The sequence below is a fragment of the Rhodococcus sp. PvR099 genome, from assembly GCF_017833315.1.
In the GTDB taxonomy this organism is placed as follows: Bacteria; Actinomycetota; Actinomycetes; order Mycobacteriales; family Mycobacteriaceae; genus Rhodococcus_G; species Rhodococcus_G oryzae.
On the sequence record NZ_JAFIBV010000001.1, the window covers coordinates 4,602,017 to 4,627,971 of the forward strand.

Here is a 25,955-nt window from a genome sequence, read left to right on the forward strand (position 1 = left end):
GTGCGGTCGCCGTCTTGTCAGGAGGATGCATGAACCAGCCCGTCACCCACGACGAAGGGATGCGCGAGCTCCTCGCCCGTCCCACCAGTGAGGAAGCCGTCGCCACCTACCAGAGAATGCTCGGGGAGATCGTCACTGCGCTCGGCCCGATCGTCCCCACACTGCGCTGGGAACCGTGGCGGACCGCAACGCACGCCGGCTGCTCCGATGACCTCGTCCATCTCGGCGGGCGAACCGTGGCCATCCCCGATTGGCATGCTGCCGGGCCGGTTCCTGACCAGGTGTGGCCCTCCGCCCTCGCGGTGGTCGAGGAGATCTCCGTCCGGTACGGATTTGACTCCACACTGGTCTACGCCAGCGAGCCTGGCCGCCATGAAATCCGGCGTGACAGCCCCGACGGCGGCTTCCTCGAATTCGGTCATCGCGGAAATACGAATCTCACGGCCACTACCGGCTGCCATCTTCCTGCCGCCGACCACCACGCCACGACCTCCCCGCCTGCTACCTCCTGAGGATCAGAACCCATGAACAGCACTGCAACTCACAACCCGACCAGCGACACCGCGCCCTCCTCCCCGGTTGAAATGACCCGCGCATGTCTGGCCCTACTTGCCGGACTCGCTCTGCTGATCGCCGCATTCGCGAATATGACCAACCTGACCCGCTGGGCGGACGCCCACGGAACCGTCACCGTGTACCTGGGGTTCTTCCTTGTGATGTCGGTCGCCGGTCGACTGTTCTGGAACGGAACGGACTCCGTTGTCGCGGCGGTGCGGGCACACTGACCGAGCTCGTACAGCATGGATAAAGTCGTAGAGGCACAGCAAGCAGTCGTGAGGGCATTGTTCAACAATGTGGTGCAGAAGCACGGCGGGGACTGCGTGGGGGTCTACCGATCGGCTGGCTTCGTTGGGGAAGACGAAGTCAGAGTGGTCGACTCCGGTCGCGGTATATCTCCGAGTATTTCGGGTGGTGGCCGAGTCGGGATGGCCTGGCACCGGCTACGGGAGGTCATGGCGGAGCAGCCTGGCCGCGGAGCTTGGTTCACGACTACGGTCCGGGTGTCAACAGACGGTCGGTACTCGTTCGACTTCGATTACGACAATGAACCGGACTGGCATATCCGGCCTTTGGATGAAACGTACATGGCGGATCTCGAAAAGTACCCGCGTCCGCCCGATCAGATTCCCGCCTGGCATCCGGGCCATCCGAGTCACCGAAAGTCCTGAGGTAGCCCCGAAATCGCTCAACCCCCGGGATCGAGGTCACCGTGCGATTCAGTACTGAATCCGATCGACCGACAGATGGAAAGACCACCGTAAGACCCTCAGGACCGCCCCGGGTTCGGTTGGCCCGCGGGGTGTAGACATGGATGGGCGAATGGATGGAATGGGATCGATGGATGGATGGAGGGAGGAGAAGATGGAGGAATGGATGGATGGAATGGGATGGATGGATGGAGGGGTGTTCACCAATGGCGGCTCATTCAGGGCTGCATGCCGATTGGATAGGTTGACCAGTCGGTAATCACACTTAAGGATGGCTCCAGATCACACAGATCTGGACGGGTTCCAGGGTGTAGTTGGAGGCTGTCGGCCGTTGATTCGCTTCTTCAGCTGTGGTGCTTGACGAGGAACTCCACGACTCGGGGAACGACAACCTGAGCATGCGTCACCACGCCACCGTGCCCAGCCTCGGGGATCACGCAGAGCTCAGCGCCCGGAATCAGATCCACGGCCGACTGCGCCTGGGCTGGCCCGAGGAGCGGGTCGAACTCGAACGCGACCGCCAGGACCGGTGCCTCGATGTGTTGGAGTCGATCCATACGCTCCTTATCGCGAAGCCAGGCATGGGATGCACGTGCTTGAGCAACCTCGCCGTCATTCGATGTCCACTGGTCGGCCTGGTAGGCGCACATGCTTGCCCATTGGTCGACTAGTGGGTCTGCCGTGGCGAGCGCCGTCGGTGGCAGTGCGGTGAGAAGGGTTTGCATCGTCATCACTTCGGCGGGCAGCGCACCGAGTCGATCGATCAGTGCAGCTTCGCAATTCACGACTGAGTGAAGCAGGGGTGTCGTCGGCCCAGGGCCGGCGATGAGGACTCCGGCTGAGAACTTGTTTGGGCATGTAGACAGCAGGTGTTCGATGGTGAAACTGCCCAGGGAGTAGCCGACCAATGCTGGCGGCCGATCGAGAGCGAGGGTGTCGAAGAGGGACGTGAGGTCCTCGGCGAGGTCCGCGACGGTGCACTGGGGTGACGGAGCGTCGCTGGGGGCCACGCCTCGGGAGGCGTAGGCGATGACATCAAAGCCGCTGTCGGCAAGGGCAGTTGTCAGCCCGGAGACCTCCCATGCGATCGGAGGCATCCCCGTCCCGCCGACCAGGATGACTGGCGGGCCTTCTCCTCGTCGATCCACCCCGAGCCGGATTCGTCCGGTATCGATCAGTTCCATGCTCCCAATTCAATCACCGAAAGCACGATCGACCATGGCGGACAGTAGCGCTCAGTGCCGTCGTGGTGGATGGACTGGACTGGATGGATGGCTGGGCGCGGATGGATGAAGGAGAGATGGACCACGCGCGCGCGGTCGGTCGGTCGGTCGGCCGTTGCCATGGACGGGATCCGGATGGAGGGGTGTTCACCTATGCCGGTTCGATCTGGGCTGCATGTGGATTGGATAGGTTGACCAGTTGGTAATCACACTTAGCAACGGTCGTTAATCACACAGCAATCTGGATGCGTTCCAGCTTTGTTTCAGTCACGTGGTGCGGTCATGTGTCCGATTGGAGCAATCTGAACGTGGCGCTGGCGGAGTGCCCTGACACTCATCCCGAAGGTGGCGAACGAGGAGCCCGCTTCTGGGGTCCGAGGTAGTCCCGCTGTCCCGGACCGTCATGTTGAGGCTGCGAACAGCGAGGAGGATCTCGACGCGTGGCGAAGCGCCACAGCTACCTCCAGATGGTGACGTGGTCGAGCCACGACACCATGAGGCTTCCCCCGGCACTCGACACCTGAACCTGTCGAGGGTCGGCGCCGTCCGGTAGCGGAAGCGACCACATGATCGTCCCGTCGCTCGCCCGGATCGCATGCGTGCCGGTGTAGTCGCCGAATACGAAGTACTCGCCGTCAGTGGCTCCGGCGCGCACCCAGTACGCGTCTTCCCACGGGGTTTGCCACATCTGCTCGCCCGTTGCCACGTCGAGGCCCGTAATGGTTTTCGAGTCCGGTGAGGTGACCAGTGCGGTGCTTCCGACGAGTGCGGCCAGGGCACTGGATCTGCCGGACCATCCGTCCTGCACCAGCGCCGGGCTCCGCCACAGTTCGTCGCCTGTCTCGGGATCGTAGGCGCCGTCGCCCAAGAACATCGGCGCCTGCACCGAGGGTTTGCTGGGATACATCTGTGCGCCGAACGCCGGGATGGGGATCGCACGGACAGGTGAGCCGTCGGCCGCGAGGAGGTCCTGCGTGCCGACCGTCCCCGACCGAGAACCGCGACTGACGAGAAACAGGCCATCCCCGACCGGTTGGAGCGAATCGCCCTCGAACGTGAACCGCTCGGCCCCGGAGTCGAGATCGAAGACGGTGAAGTAGTACTGCGGATCCCCAGTGCCCCGCACCTGGCCGATGACCGTGCCGGTGTCCGGCACCGCGCGAACCGAGGCGGAGTCGCCGAGGGTCTCGAAGGTGCGCCGGAAATGCGCGGTGAGGTCGGTGACGGTTCCACTGGTGAGCACCGATGTCGTGGATCCGCCGTCCGTCGTCGAACCCGACAGGTAGACGGTGTCGCCGCTGAATTGTGCGCCGTTGATGTCGAAGTCGGTGCCGAGTTCGGCCAGCAGGGTCCCGGATATGGTGTCCACGAAAGCTATCCGACGAGCCTCCCAGCATGCGATGACCGATCCCTCCACCGTCGGACTGCACTGAGTGACGTGGCCAACCCGCGTCTTCCACTTCGGGGATCCGTCCGTCGGGCGGACCCCGACGAGGGTGACGGCACCGACCGGACGACCAGAATCGCCCGGAGCTTCGGGGAGGGGCAGGGCGGTGGCCGCGATCACGAGGTCGCCACCGTCGAGAACTCCGCCGTAGCCGTAGTAGGCGCCGAGCTGATACGGCATCGCCAACAGGACCTCACCGGTGTTATCGGTGAGCCGTCCGACGTCGAGCGTCCACACGAGCTGCGGCGCGGTGTCGAGTGGGGTGGTGACGACGGAACGCTCGGCACCGGCAGGCGATTCACCGCCGGTCGGGGAGCGGTCCGCCCGAAGGAGTGTCACGAGCGCCCCGACCGCGACCACGAACACCAATCCGAGTACGACTACCAGTTTCCAGTGGCCCCTCACACCTGCGCGCATCGCCACACGCTAACCGACCTGGCCGGAGCAGTTCGTGAGAGTGACAACCCTGGTGACGGAGTCGAGTCTGGATACGCATCGGTGCCATCGTTGGCGCGCTGGCCGGCGGTGCCGCTGGGTTCGTGCTGTGCTGGGTCTTGCTGTCAGTGGGACTCCGAGCAGAACGGCGTCGATTTCAGCGACGTCGACGGCGGAAAGTTCATGTCGATCGCGATGCTGTTCGCGGTCATCGGTGCCGTGGCCGGCACCTGCGGCCGGTCTGATCCGCGGTGCCATCGTGTGGAGCAACCGGAAGGGCCGCCTATAGAAGCAGCTCGGGCTGCCTCAGCCGTGGCAGGCGGGTTGTCCGTCTGCTCCGCAGCAGTACGTTGCCCCCTCAGCCGTACACGCAGGGCCGTCGATAGAGTCGCGAGAGTTCTGATCACGCCTGAACCAGAGACGCCAGCGCGCCCCGAGTTCCTCTCGGAGATCGACTTCAACCTCAGGTGCGCGCTCCGGCTGAGCCCCCACCCCCCGTGCTCTGATCAAACGAAAAGGGCCCCACCGTTACTGGTGGGGCCCTTCGTGGCGAACTGGAGACCTAGTCAGGTCCGATTGGGCCGCCGAGGTCGAGTGAGATGACCGCAAGCGCGGCCAGTACGGATACGAGCGTCACGGTGATTGCGTATCCGACCCCGAATCGGCGAGACCGGTCGAATGCGAGGCACACGATTCCCGGAGCGAGAAACACGAGCACACCTGCGGTCCAGCTGGCGTAGTAGGACGGGGAACCTTTGTAGAGCCCGTTCCATATCGTCCGGGGCGGCATCAAGTTTGGGCTCGGCACGTCAAGGACGCGCATTGCGGTCATGGTGATGGGAAGGTACAGAAGCACCCCGACGAGGAACCCGATGCAGACCCCAACTGCGGCGCTCCACCGCTCACGAACCCGACCTGTATCTGTCATTGCTACCCAATTCCGGACCACGATTTGACGGACCCTGAACCCAAGACGAGGAACTTCCTCGCCAAGCCGAGTAGGAGACCCTGGTATGAGGTCAGCACAGCGGCCTGATTCAACTCTCCGTACTCACCTGCTGGTTTGGCGAAATCGTATACGTCGTACATGTGCGTTTGCAGCCGGTACTGCAGCTGATGATTGCCCGGGTGCCTGGCGATGCGATCACAGCGATCGACGGCGAGATGCTGTAGTGCCCGAGTGTGAGAACCTCCTCGCCCTGGATGCCGGCTACAGTCGTCCACGGGAAGTCGTAGAGGACTTTCATACGCTTTCCAGCCTTGTCTGCCTCGTGGATTGCACCAGCAAGGCCGACTGCTGTTACGCCGTCCACGATCTCCTTCGGAGCCGGTCGACAAGGACGCGCGGGCCGCGCACCGTAGTGCGGGTGCGACCGAATCCAACATCTACGTCGGCTACGAGGCGCATGTGGTCACCGATGTTCCCGCCAAGCCGGGCGCCGGCCCGGTCCCACACATTGCCCGTGCCGTGCACCTGGTGCGTGCTGGCTACCACCGCGGTGTCGCCGGGCTGATCGCCGTTCTCGTCGCGGGCGAACTACCTCAACCACGCGAGGTGATTTGCGATCGCGCGTACAACTGGACTCGCGCGGTGCTCTTCTCGTTACCGCTGCTCCGCTGTGGGTACACCCCGATCGTGGACCTACACAGCAAGCAGTACGGCGTGCATCCCGGACCGATCGAGGGAACCATCTGGATCGACGGCACGCTCTACACCGAATGCCTGCCACAGCGGCTGCGTCGCATTCAGCGCCTCACCCGGGACTTGGACGCGGAGGACAAGGTTCGTGCATAGCAACTGCGTGCGCTTAGAGCCCCGTACGCATTTGTGCCGCTCGGCGCGAAGAGGCCGGATGGAACCCAGCGCTTCCGGGGGCCGGCGGTGTGGCCGGCACGGATCCGCAGTCCCTTGTCTCCGCGATCGATGAGGCTTGGTTACGAGCATCCGACTGTGCAATGCGACCGCCGCCATCCGGATGACCCCTGCGCCTGCTGCAAGACGGTGACGCTCACCAACGAGGACCAGCCGCAGATCCGAATGCCGTTCCCGCACGGGAGCCGTCAGTGGTTCGCGTCTTACTACCGCCGAGTGGGTATCGAATCGGCGTTCGGTGGGCTGAAAAGCAATGTGCTGCACCTGCGACGCGGGTACTTCCGGATTTTTGGCCTCACCGCGCACCGACTGCTGCTCGGCTTCACCCTGGCTGCGATGAATGTGGTGACCTTGCGGTCTTGGCACCTCGAACGCGATTTGCCCGACCCCTGGGGACAGCTACTTGGGGAACCCGATCCTCGGCACGCCGCTTCGCGGCGGCGAGGTTCTCGCCGAGGGGCGTCACGTCGGGCGAGGGCCGAGGGGAACAGTCTCTAGCGACCACGCTCCGCACTGGGACCCAAGGCCCCAGGGGAGTGTCGTGGGTCACATGCCGAAATCTGGCTATTGAGGCGTGAATTCGGGGGCACGCGTACCGAGAAGCGCCCAACCGAAGCTCTGCCGCCGGCTGGTCCTCGACGCAGATCCGAAACTCAGCTGAAAATGCCTGGATGTTGTCACCGTCGGGTTGATAGGTGAACCCGATCGGCGTTGATGGGTGAACACCCCATGGCCGGAGGGAAGGGAGGGGTGTTCACCAATGGCGATTCGTTCTGGGCTGCATGCAGATTAGATAGGTTGACCAGTCGGTAATCACACTTAAGGATGGCTCCAGATCACACAAATCTGGAGGAGTTCCAGCCTTCCGACGGTATGGGCGAGGCAAACTGGCGCAGAACCTCCTCGCCTGTGTCGTCACACTCGCCGGCAGAACATGCGCAGCCGGCACACGCTGGGCTGGATCGGTCGCGTGGAGCCCATTCTCATTGCGAGAGCTGCACGGTGGCAGTCGGCGACAGTCGCATCCCGCTTACCCGATGTCGGCGCAGAGTCCGCTGAACGCTAGTCGAGGCCTGCGTAGGAGTGCAGGCCCGAGACGACGAAGTTGATCGCGAACATGTTGAACAGTGTGGTGGCGAGGACCGCGACGTTGATCCACGATGCGTGAACGTTCCCCGATCCGCTCGTAGCTGCCGTCTCCACCGCGGCTTGATGCCGCCCAGCTGGCAGACTTCAGACATGGAAGGCGACGATCGCACCGATAGCGACCAGCGGGGCTGGCACGAGTATTACGTCACCGGCGGGTTCGAACAGGAGCCGCCAGCCGAGCGACATGGCAACTTCGAACAGGTGGACTGGGACATGCGATTCCTGTCCGCACTGACGCGGATGCTGTCCGCGAGACCCTGGGACACGGGCGTTTACGAGATCGAACGGCTGGAATGGGCCGATTCGGTGATGACGTTGGTAGTGCGTGTGTGGGGGCGTGACGTCTCGCGGCTGGTGGGGTGGCGGGAACATCTACCCACGGTGCGATCAGGGTTCAAGCCAGACGCGCCGGAATCCGTGGCAGGCGCCTGGCACACGGGCGAGTTCTACCCCTGCTACCTGCCGGAGCCGTATGTGTCCGACACGGACGGCATCCACTGGATCGGCCGAGGCCGGCCTACCTGGCCGAGTAGGCGAGAGTAGCCACTCTCACGTCTCGTCCTCGAACTGGTACCAGGGATCGCCGACGTTTCTCAGCGACATGAAATTCTGCTTCCCTCCTCCCCATTCGGTGCGTAGATCCACCCCTGCGTGGTGCCGAACGAGATGTCGGTGTCAATGAAGTACGTGGTTCCGTCGCTGTGCTGCTTAACCCACCCGATGTTGAGCCTGCCGATGTCGAGCCCACTCCGTGTGAGACCGGGGGCGTTTCTGATGGCCTGTGATCGGCGAAATGTCAACAGTCACTGTGTATCCCAGACTGGGCTGCCGTCGTCGACCGCAGGCACCCAGATGTCGGCGAACGGCCGCCCGGTCTCGAGGCTCTGTGCCAGCTCGGCGACCATATCGGCGAGCGAGGGCCACCGCATGCTGCTGTCGCCCTCGCGCAGGAACTCGCTGACGCAGCCGTGCAGGGGGCCAGGGCGGGTGTCGACGACGTAGAAGTCCCCGTCGTCGCCGGCGAGGGGCACGAAGGCGTCGAGGAAGGCGAACGCTTCGGATCCGGCCGGTTCAGAGTTCGATGCCTGTACTGCGAGCTGGTCTTCCTCGTCGTCCTGTGTTCGTAGGAACTCGACCCAGTCATCGATCTCGGTCCGTCGAATGGCGAGCATTTCCTCGAGCGCGAAGAAACGTCCGCGTGGGGTGAGGCGTGCGTTCGGGTGTTCGAGGCGGTAGAACTCGGCGAGCTCAGCCGGCCACGCGAGACCCGTGGTGGGCTGGGCAGCTGAAATGTCGTCGGGACTGGCGCCCGCGACGGCGTGCTGTGCGGCCTTCGGTGCGTTGGTTCGCGCCCACTGGACGAGGCGATTCCATTGCATGGCAAGCGAACTAGGAGGCGTGGGCCGCGCGGTCGGCTTCGTGGCCGCGGCCGCCTCGTCGATGCGACGCCGCCAGGCCTGTTCCCGCTCGGCCTCCAGGGCTGCGTGGGATTCGATCCGCTCGATCAAGTCGGCGTCGTCGTTGTGGAGATCGGTCACTGGGAGCCACAGCAAGTAATCAGGTGCTGACCCGCGAGCGACGCCAAGTCGGAGGCCGCCAACGTGCTCCGGCAGTCGTGCTCTGTGAACCTCGCGAGCGGATCGAAGCAACGCTGAGAAGGCGGAGCCGCGCGAATCCTCGATACCCTCGAACACGCTGGAATACCGCGAGCCGTCGATGATCACCGTCCACGAGTAGGACTCGGTGGGTTTCCTCATCGGTTCAGTCTGCATGAGTGTCGGACTGGTTAGTCGACCATCTCGCGTCCTTTGGCGTCACGTGTGAGCGGTTGCCAAGGAATCTAGTTCCACCAAGCGATGGAGGGTTCTGATGAGTACGAATCGCCCCAGGCTTCCGAGACTCTATTCCTTGGAGAAGGACGGAGTCATGTCATCAGGGACGTCGAAGAGAACTGCCCTCTGGCGGGTTGATAGGTGAACCCGATCGGCGTTGATGGGTGAACACCCTGCGCGTGGACTGGATGGGTGGATGGATGGATGGATGGAGGGGTGTTCACCAATGGCGGAGCGTGGTGGGCTGCATGCGGATTGGATAGGCCTACCGGTCGGTAGTCACACTTAAGGATGGCTCCTGATCACACAATCCGCGCTGCTGGCCGCCGCAGACTCACCGCGATCGCGACCAAACACGCACCCCGCATGGGCGCGCGTCTGGTCGAGGAAGTCCTGGCCGCGCTGCCCGCACAGACCGTCACCGTGCCCGGCTCGAACGCCGCCAGTTCCGACCGCTGAGCATTCCCTGAGTTGGGGTTGACTTAGAGCGCACTCGAAGTCTTATCGTGGGGCGCGTGAAACCGGTCGAACACTCCCTGTCCATCGCCGAAGCCGCCGAACGTACTGGTCTCAGCACGCACACCCTGCGGTACTACGAACGCGCCGGGCTCATGCTGACGGCGGTCGATCGCGCCTCATCGAGGCATCGGCGATACAGCGATGACGACATCATGTGGGTGGGGTTCCTGACGAAGCTCCGGTCCGCGTTGATGCCGATCGCACAGATGCGCGAGTACGTCGACCTCGTCCGGCTCGGCGAAGCGACCAGGGTGGCACGGCTCCACATGCTCCAGCGGCATCGCGTGAGCGTCGTCGCGAAACTCGATGACATCTCGCAGGCTCTCGCCGCCATCGACGCGAAGATCGTCATCTACTCGAAGGGAAGCGAAAAGGAATGAAGCACATCGCACTCGGAACGCTCGACGTCTCACGCCTCGGCCTCGGCTGCATGGGCATGTCGGCGTACTACGCGGGGGCCGGAACCGACGACGCCGAGTCCATCCGCACGATCCATCGCGCGATCGACCTGGGAGTCACGTTCTTCGACACGGCCGAGATCTACGGGCCCTACACAAACGAGGAATTGCTCGGGCTAGCACTCCGGAACCGACGCGACGACGTGGTAATCGCCACCAAGTTCGGCTCAATCCGCCATCGCACCGACGGTGCACATGGACTGGACGGCAGCCCCGAGAACGTCCGGCTCTCGATCGAGGGCTCGCTGACGCGACTCGGGGTCGATCACCTCGACCTGTACTACCAGCACCGGATGGATCCGGCGACACCGATCGAGGAGACCGTAGGCGCCCTGGCCGAGCTGATTGGCGAGGGCAAGATCAGAGGTTACGGCCTCTCGGAGGCGGCACCGGCGACGATCCGGCGCGCGCACGCGGTGCATCCGGTGACCGCAGTGCAGACCGAATACTCGCTCTGGACCCGCGATCCCGAGCAGGAGGTGCTCCCGACGGTGCGCCAGCTCGGCATCGGGTTCGTGCCGTACTCGCCGCTCGGCCGCGGCTTCCTCACGGGGGCGATCCGCTCGACAGACGCGCTCGCGCCGGGCGACTCCCGGCGCGACACCCCGCGCTTCGAGGGCGAGAACCTCGACCGGAACCTCCGCATCGTGGAGGCCGTCGAGTCGGTTGCCGCCGAGGTGGGCGCGACTCCCGCCCAGGTTGCGCTCGCGTGGCTCCTCGCCCAGGGCGACGACATCGCACCCATCCCAGGGACGAAGCGGGCGAGCCGCCTCGAGGAGAACGTCGCGGCCGACGACATCACCCTGACCTCCGAGCAGCTCGCAGCGCTCGACGCGGTGCCCGCCCCGTCGGGCGACCGGTACAGCGACATGTCGCCGGTCAACCGCTGAGTCGCCCCTCCCGCACGGAAATGGCCGCCGGTTCGGGCGGTTTCAAGGGGTCATCAACACTTGTGTGGCTAGTCCTGTGGGGAAGAGGTCATGCACAACGCTGGGCCGGGGTTCCCGGCCCAGCGTTCTGCGTTGGCATTCCGTCGCCGCGGAGCTGACGTCGTTGGTCCAGCCTGGGCAGTGGAAGACACAACAGAACACAGAACAGACCGGATCAGATCAGATCAGGGACTAGACTGGATGGAGCCGATGACGGGAATCGAACCCGCGTATTCAGCTTGGGAAGCTGATGTTCTACCATTGAACTACATCGGCATGCAGGGGTTTTGCCGCCAATGTGGCAGTGCAAGACCCTGCGAGCGGCAACTCTAGCAGACCGCTAACCTCTAGCTGTGCTGCTATCCGATCGCGACATCCGTTCCGAAGTTTCCACCCAGCGGCTGGGCATCGATCCGTTCGACGACTCGATGGTTCAGCCGTCCAGCGTGGACGTTCGCCTGGACCGTCTGTTCCGTGTCTTCAACAACACCCGGTATACGCACATCGACCCTGCTCAGCAGCAGGACGAGCTCACGAGCCTCGTCGAGCCGGCGGAGGGGGAGCCGTTCGTGCTGCACCCGGGCGAGTTCGTGCTCGGCTCGACGCTGGAGTTCTGCTCCCTGCCCGACGACCTGGCCGGGCGCCTCGAGGGCAAGTCCAGCCTCGGCCGTCTCGGCCTGCTCACCCACTCGACGGCCGGGTTCATCGACCCGGGCTTCAGTGGGCACATCACCCTCGAGCTGTCCAACGTCGCGAACCTGCCGATCACCCTCTGGCCCGGCATGAAGATCGGTCAGCTCTGCCTGATCCGGCTCTCCAGCCCCGCCGAGAACCCGTATGGCAGTGCCGCAGTCGGGTCGAAGTACCAGGGCCAGCGCGGGCCGACGCCGTCGAAGGCCTACCTGAACTTCGTGAAGTCCCCGACGCAGTAGCCCCGCGCCGCCGGAAAAGGGCCGGCCGCAACGCAATTGGCCGGGCCCTCGCTAGTGTCCCAGGCGCATGAGGGCGAGCTGCGAGTCGTGGTTCAGGATGCGGTCGTTGCTGATCATGACCGCCGTCCCGTAGGCGTCGCGCAGGTGTCGGCTCATCGCGGGCTCGTGACCCGGCAGGGACCCGGTGAGCCCGCAGATGGTCAGCGCCCGGCCGACCAGGTCGATGAGGAGCGTCGAGGCGCTCGCCTTCACCGCGCTGAATTCCAGCAGCACCCCGACCGTCGACATCGCGGCCGGGTTCTTCGCGAGGGACTCGAACCGTGCGGCCGCCCCGAAGACCGTGTCGACGAGCTGCTGGTGCGCGATCACCAGCTCGGCGAGCCGGATCGAGCCGAGGGGCGCCGGGCCGGCCGAGCGGCGTCGGGCCGTCTGCACCGATTGCCTGGCCCGCAGCAGGGCCGCGTCGGCGATCCCGAGGCACGCGGCGGACCAGAGCACGTGCGACGCCGGGAGCATCGTCTGCGCCGAGATCTCCGCGTACGGATCGTCGAGCAGCGCGCCGGAGCCGGTGTCGACGGCGAGGCGGAAGCCGGGACTCCTGGTGCCGCGGAAGCCGATCGTGTGCCAGGTGCCGACCGGGGTCAGCCTCATCTCCGACCTCGGGCAGGCGAGCAGGACCTGATCGTTCGGCGCGCCGGCCGGGGTGCGGCGGGCGGTCACCAGCACCACGTCGGCGTACCCGCCGTACGAGATGACCGGCGCCGTCTTCGCCAGGCGGACGCGGTCGCCCCTGTGCTCCACCGCGCAGCCGCTGGAACGGACTCCGCCGCGGACGTCGATCTCGGTGGTGGCGGAGGTGAGCAGCAGCTGGTGCTCGGCGATGGCGGCGAGCAGCGCGCGCATCGACGCGCTGCGACCGTGCCGGACGACGCTGAGCACCTGTGTCTGGTGCATCGCGAAGATCATCGCGGACGAGCCGCACGACCGGCCCAGCGCGCGGGTGATCGCGGCGAGCCGGGTCAGCGAGAGCCCGGCGCCGCCGAGGTCGGTCGGCACCGCTGCGCCGAAGAGCCCGGCAGATCTGAGCGCGGCGACGGATTCCGCCGGGAACCGCCCCTCGCGATCGACCTCGTCCGCCCACACCGCGGCGACCCGCACGCATTCATCGAGACCGCGATGGGCGCCGACGGGCGGCGCGGTGTCCCTGCTCCGAACACTGGGACGGTGTGGATCCACCACTGTCGCAGCCGAACCTGTGCCTGTGCGGGGCGAATCCCGGCGCGTCGGGTCGAGAATCTCGGTGTCGAACTCGTCCTGCCCGATGCGGATGGATGCCGGCACCGAACCCCCTATCACCTGAACTCGTGCCGGTGGCCCGAAGTGGGACCCAGCCGGCGCACGATCTCCCTCCGGAGCGCCGCCGTGAACCTTATCGATCAGTACTGACCCCGTGTTAGCGCTCAAGCGGGATGTGGCGGAGGTTACCTCTCTCAATGCGCCGCCGGCGCGCGGTCGGCTGGGTTAGGGTGCTGGCGGATGACGTGGATTGAATGCTGGGGGGCAACCATGACGTCAGGGGAGATGGCGGTCGACACCGCCGCATTGGCACGGCTCGCGGGGGCGCTGGAGTCGGCGGCCGGGGCCATCGAAAAGATCGACACGGCGCCCGCGTTTCGGGGCACGGCCGAGGGGCTCGTCGGGTCTGCCACCGCCGCGGCCTACGCCGCTGGGGCCGACCTGATCGAGGCCGGCGTGCGCGCGATCGGGTCGAGGGTCCGGGTGATGTCTCAGATCGCGGCCGCCAACACCGCTCGGTACGACGACGCCGAGGCCAGGAACAGGAGCCTGCTCGCCCCGGCCTGGGGCGGCTGATGCGCCCCGCGCTCACCCAGCTTCGGGGCTGGAATCCACAATGCCTCAACGGTTCCGCCGATGAGCTCGCCCGCGCCGCCACCGAGCTGGACGAGCAGATCGCCCTCGTGGTCCGCGGCGTCGACGGTGTCCTCGACACCTGGCACGGCGACGCGGCACGCGGTGCCTGGGACCGCGCGGTGGAGGAACGGTCCGCGGGCAACAGGATCGCGATGGCTTTGCTGGAGACCTCCTCATCGCTGCGGCGCGGCGCGGCGACCATCGAATCCGCTGCCGCGCACGCCATCGCGGTGATCGAGGGCGCGCTCGGCGAGGGCTTCGCGGTGTCCGACGAGGGTGCCGTCACCGCGCCCGCGGCCGGTCCGGGACTGACCGTCGCCGCGGCGGGCGACGCCGCCCTCGCACAGCGGGTCCTCGATGCCCGGGCCCGGGAGCTCGCCGAGGACATCGCCCGGGCGCTGGACGAGGTCGCGCTCGCCGACAGCCGCACCGCCGCCACGCTGACCGACTGCCTCGCGGAGTTCGATCTGGTGCCCGGGGAGCGGGCGCCCGACCCGCGCGTCCAGGACATCGTCGACTGGCGATCCACCCTGCCGGCGGGCGCGGCGGAGCTCCACGAGTTCTGGACGAGCCTGACCGGCGAGGAGAAGGACGCGCTGTTCGCGCACGACCGGGAGGTCGGCAACCGGGACGGCCTCCCGGCCGCCGACAAGGATCGCTACAACCGGATCCACCTCGAGGACCTGCAGACCCGGGCGGCGGCGGCGCTCGACGCGGTGAACGCGCGGCATCCCGGATGGGCGGCGGGGGAGCAGGTGCCCGCTCAGCCGGCGTCCAACTCCCGCGACGAGAAGGCATGGAAGGCCTGGGCCGAGTACAACGCCTGGCGGGGCGAACGCGAGCCGCTCCTGGCGAAAATCGACGAGTACGGGGCCGTGCACCGCGCCATCGACGCGGGGTCGGCGCCGCCGAGACTTCTCATGGGCATCGACGGCGACGGGCGTGCGGCGATCGCCCTCGGCAACCCGGACCTCGCCGACAATGTCGCCACCCTCGTGCCGGGCACCGGCTCGCACCTTGCCGGCATCGGGGGCGACATCGACCGGTCCGCCCGCATGCTCGACGCCGCGACCCGCGCCGATCCGCTCGCCACGACTTCCGTCGTCACCTGGTACGGCTACAACGCGCCGCAGAGCATTCCCGAGGCCGGGCTCGACAGGTTCGCCGAGCGGGGCGCGCCCCGGCTGGACAGTTTCCAGGACGGACTGCGGGCCGCGCACCAGGGGCAGGCGGCGCACCAGGTGATCGTCGGCCACAGCTACGGGAGCACCGTGATCGGCACGGCCGCGGTCGGCGGCGGATCGCTGGATGTCGACGAGCTGGTCTTCGTCGGCAGCCCCGGGGTCAACGCGGAGCACGTCTCGGAACTGCATCTCGACGGCGTCAACGCAGGTGACGTCGGCGCGCACGTGTACTCGACCGCCGCCCGCTGGGACCCGGTGCCCTACCTCGGGGACGCGACGCTGGCCGGCAGGCACGTGCACGGCACCAATCCGACCGACCCGGACTTCGGGGGTCGGGTGTTCGCCAGCGACCCGGGCGATCCGGGCCCGCTCCTCGGGACCAATCCCCGGGTCCACAGCGAATATTGGGACCTGCGGAATCGGTCGCTGGAGGGCATGGGACAGATCATCGCCGGCATGGGCGGGCCCTCGTGAGGCCCGAGATCGCACCGAGAACCGGCGTCGGGAGGGTGCTGGTGGCGAGTGCGCTCGTGCTGCTCGCCGCCTCCTGCAGCTCAGACGAGGAGCCCGACATGGACACCGCACTGACCGAGGGCGTCGCCTCCGCCGCGCTGGTCGAGCACTTCGGCGAGGCCCTGTCCGCGCTGCCCGAGGGCACCAGTTTGACTCTGGCGCATCCCAGTTCGCCCGTCGGGGCGTTCAACCCCGGCGGCGTCACGCCCTGCGACGACAACGACCGCGACGCCGCCGGCCCGGTCTTCCTCACCCTCAACTACTGGGTGAGCGGGATCCCGGAGGGCGGCGCCGCGCAGAACCTGGACGCGATCGCCGCCCACTGGGAGGGTCTCGACCGTCCGCTCGTCCGCCGATCGACGGGCGGTGGTCGGACCGCGGTCGCGACCATGCCCGACGGATCCGCGATCGTTGCCCACGACAACGGCCGGGGCAGCCTGTCGGTCTCGGGCACCTCCGCCTGTTTCCCGCGCGCCAACGCGGGTTCCGCCGACCAACCCGAGGTCATCGACCGCCCCTGACCGGCCGCTCGGCCGCCGTCGCCGGATGTACACCTGCTGTTGCCGCGACCCTTGCGCCGGGTATCCGCTGCGCTAACCCTGGGCGCCTATCAACTACCTATGCGCTGCACCGTTTTCGGAACCGGCTATCTCGGAGCCACGCACGCCGCCTGCATGGCCGAGTTGGGACACGAGGTGCTCGGGGTCGACATCGACCCGGGCAAGGTGGCCAAGCTCTCCGGGGGAGAGGTGCCGTTCTACGAACCGGGCCTCGCGCAGGTCCTCAAGCGGAACATCGACGCGGGTCGGCTGCACTTCACCACCTCCTACCCCGACGCCGCCGCGTTCGCGGACTTGCACTTCCTCGGGGTGGGGACCCCGCAGAAGAAGGGCGAGTACGGCGCCGACCTGCGTCACGTGCACTCGGTGATCGACACCCTCGCCCCGCTGCTGGACCGGCCCGCGGTGATCGTCGGCAAGTCGACCGTCCCCGTCGGCACAGCGGCCGAACTGGGGGCGCGGGCCCGCGAACTCGCGCCCGCAGGCGAGGAGGTCGAGGTCGCGTGGAACCCCGAGTTCCTGCGCGAGGGCTTCGCCGTCGAGGACACCCTGCGGCCGGACCGCCTGGTGCTCGGGGTCGACCCCGCCCGCGCCGGGCGCGCCGAGGCGCTGATCCGTCGGTTGTACGCGCGCCTGATCGAGGACGAGGTGCCGTTCCTGCTCACCGACCTGCCGACCGCGGAGCTGGTGAAGGTGTCCGCGAACGCCTTCCTCGCGACCAAGATCTCCTTCATCAACGCGATCTCCGAGGTGTGCGAGGCGACCGGCGCCGACGTCACCCAGCTCGCGGACGCGCTCGGCTACGACGCCCGGATCGGGCGCCGCTTCCTCAATGCTGGACTGGGCTTCGGCGGCGGGTGCCTGCCGAAGGACATCCGGGCGTTCATGGCGCGGGCGGGCGAACTCGGCGCCGATCAGGCGCTGACCTTCCTGCGCGAGGTGGACAGCATCAACATGCGCCGCCGGACCAAGATGGTCGAGCTGGCGACCAGGGCCTGCGGCGGGTCGCTGCTCGGCGCGAACATCGCGGTCCTCGGCGCGGCATTCAAGCCGGAGTCCGACGACGTCCGGGACTCGCCCGCCCTCAACGTGGCGGGGATGATGCAGCTGCACGGCGCGGTGGTGAGCGTGTTCGACCCCAAGGCGCTCGACAATTCCCGCCGGCTGTTCCCGACGCTGAACTACGCGACCTCGGTCGAGGAGGCGTGTGACAACGCCGATGCGGTGCTGCTCGCCACCGAGTGGGACGAGTTCAAGGCGCTGCGTCCCGCGGACCTGGCGGGGACGGTGCGATCGAAGGTGCTCATCGACGGCCGCAACTGCCTCGATCCCGCTGAGTGGGCGGCCGCCGGGTGGACGTACCGGGGCCTCGGCCGCAGCTGAGGGGCGTGAGCCGGACAGTCGGCCGGATCGTCGTCCGGGGCATCTCCGCGCGGAGGGTGCGACTGGACACTCGTTCGTTATGCTCACGTGGTCCAAGTGCGCGCGATTCGAGCGTCGGCTGCGTGCAACCCCGATTTAAGGCGGCTCGATGAGTGCGGTTCTGGGTGTGTCGGTGGGGTCCAGTGCCGTGCGGATGGCGCGTCCCGACGTCGCCTCCCGCCGCGGTCCTGGCGGGGTCGAAGCGTTCCAGCGCCAGGTCATCGCGACGGTGCCGCATCGCGCCGAGGAGACTGCCGCCCAGTCCATCGGGGTGCTGCTCGCGCAGGGCGGCGAGACCGTCGGCGCCACCGGGGTCGCGTACGCCACGCAGCGCCAGGCCGACGCGATGCAGCAGGCGATGGCGCGCCAGCGCCTGCACAACTACCAATTGATCCCCGCGAGCACGGCCGCGATCGTCCGGCTGGAGGCCACCGGGGAGATCTACGACTACCGGACGCTGGTCCTCTATGACCTGGGCAGCTCCGGCCTGACGGTCAGCGTGGTGGACCGGGCCTCGGGGGAGGTGCTGGCCACCGAGCGCAGCACCGAGATCGCCGGCGACTACTTCGACTGGCTGATCAGCGAGCACCAGGCGGGCGCGCAGGGCATCGTCTCGCCGGTGGGCGCCGACGAGGCGACCGCCTTCAACGAGCGGTGCCGCTTCGCGAAGGAGCAGCTCTCCGCCAGCGAGGCGATCGCCGTGCCGAGCGAGGCCGGGTTGATCCTGCTCTCCCGGGAGACCTTCGAATCGATGATCGTGGTGCCCGTCGAGGGTTCTGCGCGGTTCGCCCGCGGGGTGATCGCGGCGTCCGGCCGGTATCCCGATGCGGTGGTCCTGCTCGGCGGCGGCGCGCACATCCCGCTCGTCCAGTCCATCCTGCGTACCTGGCTCAACCTTCCGACGGTGGTGCCCGCCGAACCGGAGATGGTGACGGCGCAGGGCGCGGCCATGCTGGCGACACCGGTCTCGGTGCCGGAGCCCAAGCGGATCCTCACCGATGCCCCGAGCCCGCGCCGGACCCGCGGCGCGTCCCGGCGTCAGCTCGCGATCGCGGGGGCTGCGGCCGCCGGTCTGGTCGTCGTCGCCGGTATCGGCCTGTCCATGGGGCGCGACGGTGCCAACACCACCCAGGGCGAGGGCCGCGCCACGGCCGTGACCGAGGACCGCGAGACGCCGTCCACGACCTCGGCGCCCCCGACCACCACGACGACGACACCGCCGACGTCGACGCCCTCGCGCGCCCCTGCGCCGTCGCCCGCCGCAGAGTCGTCATCGGCGAACCCGGCGCCGCCGGTTCCTGGCCCGCCGCCGCGGCGCTACCTGAACCTGCCGGACCCCATCCAGATCGAGGTGCCGCCGGGCGTCGAGCTGCCGCCGGGCATGGTCCGCTGACGCCGGACGCCGAGCACGCCGCGAGGCGGCGCCCCGGCCGGGGCGTCAGCGCGCGTGTCTTCCCCCCGACCGCCCGGTGACCGCGGCGCCGGACCGCGGCGGGCGGGCCAGCATCACCGCGATGGCCGTGGTGAGCGGGACGGACAGGGCCAGGGCGATGCCGCCGACCGAGGAGCGCACGATCTCGATCGCGACCGCGTCACCGAGCAGCACGTCGTTGATCGAGCGGCCGGCGACGCTGAAGAGCAGCAGCAGAGGCAGCGCGCCGCCTGCGTAGGCCAGCACCAGGGTGTAGACGGTGCTGGCGATGTGATCGCGGCCCACGCGCATCGCGGAGCCGAAGATCTGGCGGCGGGTGGCCTCGCGCTCGATGCCCGCGAGCTCGAACGCCGTCGAGGCCTGGGTGATGGTGACGTCGTTGAGCACACCCAGCGAGCCGATGATGAACCCGGCGAAGAGCAGGCCGGTGATGCTCACGTGCTCGATGTAGGTCTGCACGTTGGTGTTCTGTTCCTCGGACAGCCCCGTCAGGTGCGTCATCTCGATCGTGACCCACGACAGCAGCGCGGCCAGCAGCATCGACGCCAGGGTGCCGAGCAGGGCCGAACTGGTCCGCAGGCTCACCCCGTGCGCCAGGTACAGCACCGCGTAGAGGATGGCGGCGCCGCCGACGAGGGCGACCGGGATCGCGGGCTGGCCGTCGAGCAGGGCGGGCAGCATGAACCCGACGAGCACGCCGAAGGCGACGAGGAGCCCGAGCAGGGCGCGCACGCCCCGCCAGCGGGCGACCGCGGCGATGACGATCACGAACGCCGCGACGATCAGCAGCAGTGGGAGCCCGCGGGCGAAGTCCTCGAATGAGTACATGGTGGCGCCGGACGGATCGGTCTGGCGCACGAGCCGGATGCTGTCCCCGACACGCAGATCCGGCTGCCCGGGGCCGGGCCCGATCTCCAGCAGCGTCGTCGTGCCCTCGTTCGGGCCGGATTCGATGTCGATGAGGCTGCGCTGGCAGTGGTAGGAGTCGTTCGGCGGAGGCTGCGGCGAACCCGTGAAGGGCCTACCGGCGGAGGCGCTTCCGCACGGTCCGATGTCCTGCAGCGTGACGGTGCCCGCCTCGGTGACGACGGCGCCGCCGCCGGAGGTCTGGAAGGGCAGCGGGATGTCGATGCTGCGGCTGCTCGGCCACAGGACGACCGCGCCTGCGAGCACCGCGATGCCGATCGCGACGAGCACTCCGACGACCACGCGGGCGGCGACCGGGCCGACCGGGATCGGACCGCTGTGCCCGTGGCCGTGTCCATGTCCGTGGCCGGTTCGCAGCTCTGTCACGTTGGCCTGCTCGCCCGGATGGTGGCCGCGCGGCCCTGTCGACGCATCCGGCCAGGGTACCGACCTCGGGTGGACGGAAGACCGGGCCGCTCCCGAGCCCGGAACGCCGCGTGGAACGGCTCGGTGCCCGACGGCGATGTACCCGGTGACCGCCGATGCCGACGATGGGGGAACCGCACTGTGGACGTACCCACGCGAACCTGGGTGAGCGCGGTGGCCCTGGTCCTTCCGGCTCTGGCCGTGTCCACCGCGTGTGGAGCGCCGGACCCGGATCACCCTGCCGGCGAGGCGCACGGGTTGCGGTGTCAACAGTTCGAGTCGTTCTCGGGGCGGCTCCTCGTCGGCGATTCGCCGTCGCTGCCGACCGTGCCCGACGTGGTGCCCACCCTGCCCACCGTGCCCGACGTGGTTCCCGTGGAACCAGGGGCGCAGCCATCGCCCGCGCCCGTTCTACCCACCCTGGATTCGATCGAGATCGAACCGACCGCCGCCGCGGACACCATCGTGTTCGGTCTCGGCGGAGATGGATCGATGGGGTGGAGCGCCCGCTTCGTGCAGATGCCGCTCCTGCACGGCACGGATGAACCCGTGTCGATCTCGGGTGCGTGCGTTCTGCAGATCGACCTGACCGGCGTGGACTCGAACATCGACTCGTTGCGGCGCGAGGTGCCGATGCGGATATCGCCCGAGGGCGAGGCGTCTTCCGTGGTCGAGGTTCTCGGCTACCCGAGCGGCAGCGCGCTGGTGCAGTCCTTCGTGGGAACACGGAGCGGTACGCCCACGGTCACGGTCGAAGCGTCGGTCGACCGCACCGCCATCACCGTCGCGATTTCGTCCTGAGAATGTTGCCTCTGTGTGGCTTTTTTGTGGCTTCGTGTGCTTCAATTGTGCCGCGCACGCGATGCGGAAACACACCGAAATCAGCGCTGGGGAGCGCCTACTCGGTTGGGAGACCCGGGAGCGCGAGTGGTCAGCGCCGAATTCGGGGAAGTTTTGCAGCGGTGGCGGGGAACAGGGGGGTGTGTCCCCGCCACCGACCCGATTGCCCACAGGGGGGGGAGGGGCAATCGGGCTTGCTGGACACACAAGGTGTCTTGTGTGAATGTACATGGCGCGGATCTGGCTGTCATCGTGGGGGGTAGTCGGCCGTCCAGTTAGCCTCCGGGGCCTACCGCGAGCCCCGTTCGATAGGGTTCGCCGGTGGCCCGATCACTGGAAGTCGCGCGCAGGCGGGTGGACGCGTTCATGGATGCGCTGCCCATCGAGCGGCCCTGGTCCTTCGACGATTTCATCGGCTGGATGGAGGCCGAGCGCGGGCGACCGATCCGGTTGGAGCCGGTCGACGCCGCGGTGATCAGGGGCGCTCCATGCGGGTTGTGGATCGGTCGCGAACACGACGATGTCGTAATGTACGCCGCAGATGCCTCGGTCTACCTGCGAAGGCACATCATCTACCACGAACTGGCCCACATCCTCCGCGGCGATTCCGGCCTCAACGTCGACCTGACGACGCTGCAGAAGCTGGCCCCCGACGTGCGGCCCGAGACAGTGCGCTCGCTGCTCGGCCGGGCTGCCTACGACGACGAGGTGGAGCAGGAAGCCGAGCTCCTCGCGACGCGGCTGTTCCTGGCCGACTCGGGCGCGGTGAGCGCGCGATCCAAGGCCGGCGCCAAGCAGTCGGTGCGGGTGTCGCGGCTGAACAATGTGGTCTGGAGCCGAAGCTGACCTCCACCATGCCCGCGGCGATCATGTGGCCGCTGCTGATCGGCATCTGGGTGATCACGCTGATCCGGTTGGCCGTGATGCGGGAGGCACTGGCGCAGCGCCGGATCAATCTGGTCCTGCTCTTCTGGGCGGTGCCGGCGGCCCTGCGGGTGCCGGAGGTCCAGTCCGCCCTCGCGCCACATCTCACCGACATCGCGGTCATACGGCCGTTGACGCACCTCTGCGTGATGCTCGCAGGCGCCGCCATCCTCGGCCTTGCCACAGCGCTCAACGAGGGTGCGGACGAGCCGTACTGGCGTCAGCCGGCGGTGTACGCGATCACGCTCGCGCTGGGCGTCTCGCTGCTGATGCTGAGTCAGAAGTCCCGGGATGCCGGCCTCACGATCGAGGCGGCGGGCGGCTGGCAGTGCGCGGTCTACTTCGTCTTGTACTCGATCCCGATTGTCGTCGCGGTGTGTGTGGCCCTGGTGATCTGTTACGAGTTCCTGCGGTCCGGACCCGGCTGGCTCGAGTTGGTAATGATCGTGATTGTGGGCGTGATGTGCATGTTCTCCCTGGTGGACAACGTCGCGAGGCCGGTCGCGGCCTTCTTCTCGGCCGCCCAGGTGGACAACGCGTTGACGAGGTGGCGGGCCGGATCCAACGACGTCCTCTTCCTCCCTGAGGTGGCCCTGATCGCCGTGGTCAGCATGGTGCCCGTCGTCGCGATGTGGATGCGCCGACGGGAACTGCGTCAGCTCGAACCGATGTGGTCGACGCTGACGGCCGCGGTACCCCAGGTGGTCCTGCCGGCATCAGGGTTCGAGGAGCGTCTGCACCGGACGGTCGTCGAGATCTGGGACGCCACCATGCAACTGCAGCCGTACACCTCGGCCGCCGTCGACGCGGATCTGGAGGATGAGCTGGAGCGCCGCGGGCTGGACGGCGACACCAGGTCGGCGGTCCGCCGGTCGGTACAGCTGCTGCGCGCCTGCGAGCGGAAGCGGACCGGGGGTCCCCCGCTGGAGGCGACGGGCGCGGGGGAGGCGGACACCCCGCACGACGACCTCGTCGACGAGACACGCGCGCTGCTGCGCCTGGCCCGCAGCTGGCGGCTCGCCGCGACCATCGCGCACCAGACCGGCTCCCGAGCAACCGAACCGAGCGAGGCCCGAGGCCTTCGCCGCCCCGACACCCGAGAGAGGAGCGCGGTCCCCGGCCCACCAGTGGTGAGCGCGGGTTCTGCCATCTGATGGAGACACGACCGATCCCGCACCCACCGCGCCGAGTCCCCCTCGTGGGCGACATCCTCGGGATGGACCGCAGCGCCCCCAGTCAGCGCACGCTGTGGCAGCATCAGCGGCTCGGACCGATCTATCAGCGTGTCATCGTCGGCACCAAGCTCACGTTCGTGACCGGTTCGGAGTTGGTCGAGGAGATCAACGACGAGAAGCGGTTCCGCAAGCACGTCGGCCGGCCGCTGGAGAAGCTGCGGACCATCGTCGCCGACGGCCTGTTCACTGCGTTCCACCACGAGCCGAACTGGTCGAAGGCGCACAACATCCTGATGCCGGGCTTCACCAGGGAGGCGATGCGCGGCTACCACCAGACGATGCTGGAGACCACCCGCGAGCTGATCGGCCGCTGGGACGAGCACGCCACCACGGAGTTCGTCGACGTGCCCGCGGAGATGAGCAAACTGACGCTCGAGATGATCGGCCGCGCCGGGTTCGGGTACAGCTTCGACTCGTTCGGCAGCGCGCACGGCGATCAGGAGGACCCGTTCGTCGGCGCGATGCTACGGGCGCTGCGGCACGCGGAACAGACCGCGATCCCGATCCCGTTCCGCTCGCTGTTCGCGGGCAAGGCCGAGCGGCAGAACGACGCCGACATCGCGTACGTGGCCGGCGTCGTGGACGAGGTGATCGCCGAGCGGCGCGCCAGCCCCGACGAGACAAGTCGCCCCGACCTGCTGGACCTGATGCTGGATTCGGCCGACCCCGAGACGGGCGAGCGGCTCGACGAGGTGAACATTCGCAACCAGGTGCTGACATTCCTCGTCGCGGGGCACGAGACCTCGGCCAATGCCCTGGCGTTCGCGCTGCACTTCCTGGCGCAGAACCCGGAGATTGCGTCCAGAGCGCGGGCCGAGGTGGAGTCGTTGTGGCCCGGCGCCGATCGGCCGGAGGTCTCCTTCGAGCAGGTCGCGAAGCTGCGCTACGTGCGCCGGGTGGTGGACGAGACGATGCGTCTGTGGCCGACCGCTCCCGGCTACTTCCGGGAGGCAGTCGCCGACACGACGATCGGCGGTGACAGCGATGGTGGGGGTTACGGGTTCGCGGAGAACGACTGGGCGTTCGTACTGGTGCTCGGTCTGCACCGCGATCCGGTCTGGGGGCCCGACGTCGAGACCTTCGACCCGGACCGGTTCCTACCGGAGAAGGTGCGGTCCCGCCCCGGCCACGTCTACAAGCCCTTCGGCACCGGGCTGCGGGCGTGCATCGGCCGGCAGTTCGCGCTGCACGAGATGGTGCTGGCGCTGGCTCTGCTCGTGCAGCGCTACGACCTCGAGCCGGAACCCGGCTACCAGCTCAGGGTCAAGGAGCAGCTCACCCTCAAGCCGGATGGGTTCCGGCTGCGGGTGCGCCGCCGGGTCCGTCCGTGACATCCCCCGTCGCTCCGCTCGCCCCGCCGAGCCGCGCCAGCAACCCGATCAGTTCCTCCATTGCCTGACGGGGCAGCGCCCCGCCGGCCGGGTCGGGGTCGGTGAGCGAGCGCATCGACAGGCTCCTCACCCCGGCGTCGCGGGCGCTGATGCAGAGCCGGACCTGGGTGTCGACGTACCCGTAGTCGCTGCCGGACAGGTACGCCCGTGAGACCTCGAAATGGTCGGCAACGGCATCGCGGAGGTCGAGGGGCGGATCGGCGAGGCTGCCGTCGCGGATGGACTTGACCATCCGCGGCTCGACGGGGCGCCGGAGTCGGTCGCCCAGCGCCAGCGCGACCTCCTCGTTCGTCTGCTCGGGGTCGCCGCGCCGGTGTCCCCACTCGAACAACCGGTTGACTCGGGTGGACAGGGGAATCGGCTGTACGTCCGCGTGGGTCATGCGTCTGCTCCTCGTCGTGCCTGCCACCGTCGGCGGAACCTCGAATCGAGGTCGGCGTCCGCGTCGATCGGCCGGCCGGCCAGCCACCGGCGGTAGAGCCGTTCCTCGGCGTCGGCCGGATCCTCACCGACAGGTTCGTCGAGGTGGTGGCCGAAGGCGAACTCGATCAGGGCGGGCACAGGGATGCCAGGGCCGCCGTTGCGCTCGAGCATGTCGGTGACATACACGCCGGTGATCCGGGAGATGGCCGCGTTGAGTGCGTCGGTGGCCTTGTCGAACTCGTCCTCGGTGACCTCGGACCACCGGCCACGGAACGAATTGAGCGTGGCGTGCGGGGCCAGGAGGTCGGCGATCATCTCGACCGATACCGCGACGGAGTCGGGCCCGAACTCGGTGGCACCGCGCGGCCTGCCCGGGGCGCGGTCGGGCTCGGCCTCGAGCGGGTCGGGGACGCCGCCGAGCAGGGTGCGGGCGGCGCTGCCCGCGGCCCAGTTCAGTCCGGTGTCGAGGCGTCGGAGGGTGCGCTGGCTGGGCTCGGGGCCGGTGCCGTTCTCGGCCCGCGTCTGGGCCGCGTCGGACGGGCCACCCGCGGCCCGGACCTCGTCCTGGGTCAGGTTCAGGGCGCGGCGGCGTTCGGAGACGAATCTGCCGAAGCGCGCTCTGCTCTCGGAGACCATGAGTGCACCCTATGTTGTCTGGGTCACCCAACCAACATCGAGACCATTGCTTTGTCGCTTGTTTGT

The 25,955-nt window shown here is 67.8% G+C and carries 23 protein-coding genes, 1 tRNA gene and 2 pseudogenes; 17 read left to right on the top strand and 9 right to left on the bottom strand.

Annotated elements, in window-relative coordinates:
• Nucleotides 1-29 precede the first annotated feature (29 nt).
• The gene (locus JOE46_RS21300) at nucleotides 30-512 is read left to right on the top strand and encodes an LppA family lipoprotein (protein ID WP_209928380.1); all 483 of its coding nucleotides are present in this window, start codon (nucleotides 30-32) and stop codon (nucleotides 510-512) included.
• A 12-nt stretch (nucleotides 513-524) separates the two neighbouring features.
• Nucleotides 525-785, top strand: a complete 261-nt coding sequence (locus tag JOE46_RS21305) for a hypothetical protein (RefSeq protein ID WP_143548437.1) — start codon at nucleotides 525-527, stop codon at nucleotides 783-785.
• Between the two features lie 827 nt (nucleotides 786-1,612).
• Here the strand turns inward: JOE46_RS21305 and JOE46_RS21310 are convergent.
• Both JOE46_RS21310 and JOE46_RS21315 read right to left on the bottom strand, forming a co-directional pair.
• Nucleotides 1,613-2,452 carry an alpha/beta fold hydrolase gene (locus JOE46_RS21310; protein ID WP_209928383.1) on the bottom strand — a complete coding sequence of 280 codons (840 nt, stop codon included), beginning with the start codon at nucleotides 2,450-2,452 and terminating at the stop codon, nucleotides 1,613-1,615.
• A gap of 496 nt (nucleotides 2,453-2,948) precedes the next feature.
• A complete protein-coding gene (locus tag JOE46_RS21315; RefSeq protein WP_209928385.1) occupies nucleotides 2,949-4,355 on the bottom strand; it encodes a PQQ-binding-like beta-propeller repeat protein in 1,407 nt (468 codons plus the stop codon).
• 1,294 nt (nucleotides 4,356-5,649) lie between these two features.
• Here JOE46_RS21315 and JOE46_RS21320 point away from each other — a divergent pair.
• Nucleotides 5,650-6,168, top strand: coding sequence for a hypothetical protein (locus JOE46_RS21320; RefSeq protein ID WP_209928387.1), 519 nt, complete (start codon nucleotides 5,650-5,652; stop codon nucleotides 6,166-6,168).
• A 1,140-nt stretch (nucleotides 6,169-7,308) separates the two neighbouring features.
• On the opposite strand, the pseudogene JOE46_RS21325 reads toward JOE46_RS21320, so the two are convergent.
• Nucleotides 7,309-7,413 (bottom strand): annotated as a pseudogene (locus JOE46_RS21325) (c-type cytochrome biogenesis protein CcsB); the annotation flags it as partial.
• A 72-nt stretch (nucleotides 7,414-7,485) separates the two neighbouring features.
• Between JOE46_RS21325 and JOE46_RS21330 the strand changes: the two are divergent.
• Nucleotides 7,486-7,938 carry a hypothetical protein gene (locus JOE46_RS21330; protein ID WP_209928389.1) on the top strand — a complete coding sequence of 151 codons (453 nt, stop codon included), beginning with the start codon at nucleotides 7,486-7,488 and terminating at the stop codon, nucleotides 7,936-7,938.
• Between the two features lie 260 nt (nucleotides 7,939-8,198).
• Here the strand turns inward: JOE46_RS21330 and JOE46_RS27020 are convergent, their stop codons facing one another.
• Entirely contained in the window at nucleotides 8,199-9,119 is a 921-nt protein-coding gene (locus JOE46_RS27020; protein ID WP_209928390.1) for an SMI1/KNR4 family protein, read from the bottom strand.
• 417 nt (nucleotides 9,120-9,536) lie between these two features.
• Here JOE46_RS27020 and JOE46_RS21340 point away from each other — a divergent pair.
• The 3 genes and pseudogenes from JOE46_RS21340 to JOE46_RS21350 form a co-directional block, all read left to right on the top strand.
• A pseudogene (locus JOE46_RS21340) lies at nucleotides 9,537-9,677 on the top strand (IS110 family transposase); the annotation flags it as partial.
• Between the two features lie 65 nt (nucleotides 9,678-9,742).
• Nucleotides 9,743-10,126: a MerR family transcriptional regulator gene (locus tag JOE46_RS21345; protein WP_307861321.1), complete on the top strand. Its 384-nt coding sequence runs from the start codon at nucleotides 9,743-9,745 to the stop codon at nucleotides 10,124-10,126.
• On the top strand, nucleotides 10,123-11,094 hold the full coding sequence (locus JOE46_RS21350; RefSeq protein ID WP_209928392.1) for an aldo/keto reductase: 972 nt from the start codon (nucleotides 10,123-10,125) through the stop codon (nucleotides 11,092-11,094). Before JOE46_RS21345 ends, JOE46_RS21350 begins: the two co-directional genes overlap by 4 nt.
• A gap of 241 nt (nucleotides 11,095-11,335) precedes the next feature.
• Here the strand turns inward: JOE46_RS21350 and JOE46_RS21355 are convergent.
• Nucleotides 11,336-11,409 (bottom strand) — tRNA-Gly (locus JOE46_RS21355).
• Between the two features lie 77 nt (nucleotides 11,410-11,486).
• On the opposite strand from JOE46_RS21355, the gene dcd reads away from it, so the two are divergent.
• Nucleotides 11,487-12,065, top strand: a complete 579-nt coding sequence (gene dcd / locus JOE46_RS21360) for a dCTP deaminase (RefSeq protein WP_097211587.1) — start codon at nucleotides 11,487-11,489, stop codon at nucleotides 12,063-12,065.
• A 51-nt stretch (nucleotides 12,066-12,116) separates the two neighbouring features.
• On the opposite strand, the gene JOE46_RS21365 is transcribed toward dcd, so the two are convergent.
• A complete protein-coding gene (locus JOE46_RS21365; RefSeq protein WP_179800531.1) occupies nucleotides 12,117-13,406 on the bottom strand; it encodes an acyl-CoA dehydrogenase family protein in 1,290 nt (429 codons plus the stop codon).
• A 225-nt stretch (nucleotides 13,407-13,631) separates the two neighbouring features.
• Between JOE46_RS21365 and JOE46_RS21370 the strand changes: the two genes are divergently transcribed.
• The 5 genes from JOE46_RS21370 (at nucleotide 13,632) to JOE46_RS21390 (ending at nucleotide 19,069) form a co-directional block, all read left to right on the top strand.
• Nucleotides 13,632-13,937, top strand: a complete 306-nt coding sequence (locus JOE46_RS21370) for a hypothetical protein (RefSeq protein ID WP_209928394.1) — start codon at nucleotides 13,632-13,634, stop codon at nucleotides 13,935-13,937.
• Complete coding sequence (locus JOE46_RS21375) at nucleotides 13,937-15,655, top strand: alpha/beta hydrolase (RefSeq protein WP_209928395.1); 1,719 nt, start codon at nucleotides 13,937-13,939, stop codon at nucleotides 15,653-15,655. The genes JOE46_RS21370 and JOE46_RS21375 overlap by 1 nt, the downstream gene beginning before the upstream one ends.
• 41 nt (nucleotides 15,656-15,696) lie before the next feature.
• Nucleotides 15,697-16,215 (top strand): hypothetical protein, encoded by a 519-nt coding sequence (locus JOE46_RS21380; RefSeq protein ID WP_209928397.1) that lies wholly within the window; start codon nucleotides 15,697-15,699, stop codon nucleotides 16,213-16,215.
• A gap of 99 nt (nucleotides 16,216-16,314) precedes the next feature.
• The gene (locus tag JOE46_RS21385; protein WP_209928398.1) at nucleotides 16,315-17,637 is read left to right on the top strand and encodes a UDP-glucose/GDP-mannose dehydrogenase family protein; all 1,323 of its coding nucleotides are present in this window, start codon (nucleotides 16,315-16,317) and stop codon (nucleotides 17,635-17,637) included.
• Nucleotides 17,638-17,785: 148 nt separating this feature from the next.
• Nucleotides 17,786-19,069, top strand: a complete 1,284-nt coding sequence (locus JOE46_RS21390) for an Hsp70 family protein (RefSeq protein ID WP_209928400.1) — start codon at nucleotides 17,786-17,788, stop codon at nucleotides 19,067-19,069.
• A gap of 45 nt (nucleotides 19,070-19,114) precedes the next feature.
• Here JOE46_RS21390 and JOE46_RS21395 read toward each other — a convergent pair whose 3' ends face one another.
• Nucleotides 19,115-20,401 carry a YibE/F family protein gene (locus tag JOE46_RS21395; protein WP_209928401.1) on the bottom strand — a complete coding sequence of 429 codons (1,287 nt, stop codon included), beginning with the start codon at nucleotides 20,399-20,401 and terminating at the stop codon, nucleotides 19,115-19,117.
• A gap of 180 nt (nucleotides 20,402-20,581) precedes the next feature.
• Here JOE46_RS21395 and JOE46_RS21400 point away from each other — a divergent pair, with 180 nt between their 5' ends.
• The 4 genes from JOE46_RS21400 to JOE46_RS21415 all read left to right on the top strand — a co-directional run bounded on the left by JOE46_RS21400 (nucleotide 20,582) and on the right by JOE46_RS21415 (nucleotide 24,770).
• Nucleotides 20,582-21,241, top strand: coding sequence for a hypothetical protein (locus JOE46_RS21400; protein ID WP_097211580.1), 660 nt, complete (start codon nucleotides 20,582-20,584; stop codon nucleotides 21,239-21,241).
• A gap of 360 nt (nucleotides 21,242-21,601) precedes the next feature.
• Nucleotides 21,602-22,126, top strand: coding sequence for a hypothetical protein (locus JOE46_RS21405; RefSeq protein WP_143548435.1), 525 nt, complete (start codon nucleotides 21,602-21,604; stop codon nucleotides 22,124-22,126).
• A gap of 8 nt (nucleotides 22,127-22,134) precedes the next feature.
• Nucleotides 22,135-23,358 carry an MAB_1171c family putative transporter gene (locus JOE46_RS21410; RefSeq protein WP_097211578.1) on the top strand — a complete coding sequence of 408 codons (1,224 nt, stop codon included), beginning with the start codon at nucleotides 22,135-22,137 and terminating at the stop codon, nucleotides 23,356-23,358.
• The gene (locus JOE46_RS21415; RefSeq protein WP_097211577.1) at nucleotides 23,358-24,770 is read left to right on the top strand and encodes a cytochrome P450; all 1,413 of its coding nucleotides are present in this window, start codon (nucleotides 23,358-23,360) and stop codon (nucleotides 24,768-24,770) included. Before JOE46_RS21410 ends, JOE46_RS21415 begins: the two co-directional genes overlap by 1 nt.
• Here JOE46_RS21415 and JOE46_RS21420 read toward each other — a convergent pair.
• Together JOE46_RS21420 and JOE46_RS21425 are read right to left on the bottom strand one after the other, a co-directional pair.
• On the bottom strand, nucleotides 24,721-25,212 hold the full coding sequence (locus JOE46_RS21420; RefSeq protein ID WP_097211576.1) for a hypothetical protein: 492 nt from the start codon (nucleotides 25,210-25,212) through the stop codon (nucleotides 24,721-24,723). The two genes, JOE46_RS21415 and JOE46_RS21420, sit on opposite strands and share 50 nt — an antisense overlap.
• The gene (locus JOE46_RS21425; RefSeq protein WP_209928402.1) at nucleotides 25,209-25,889 is read right to left on the bottom strand and encodes a helix-turn-helix domain-containing protein; all 681 of its coding nucleotides are present in this window, start codon (nucleotides 25,887-25,889) and stop codon (nucleotides 25,209-25,211) included. Before JOE46_RS21425 ends, JOE46_RS21420 begins: the two co-directional genes overlap by 4 nt.
• Nucleotides 25,890-25,955: the final 66 nt, after the last annotated feature.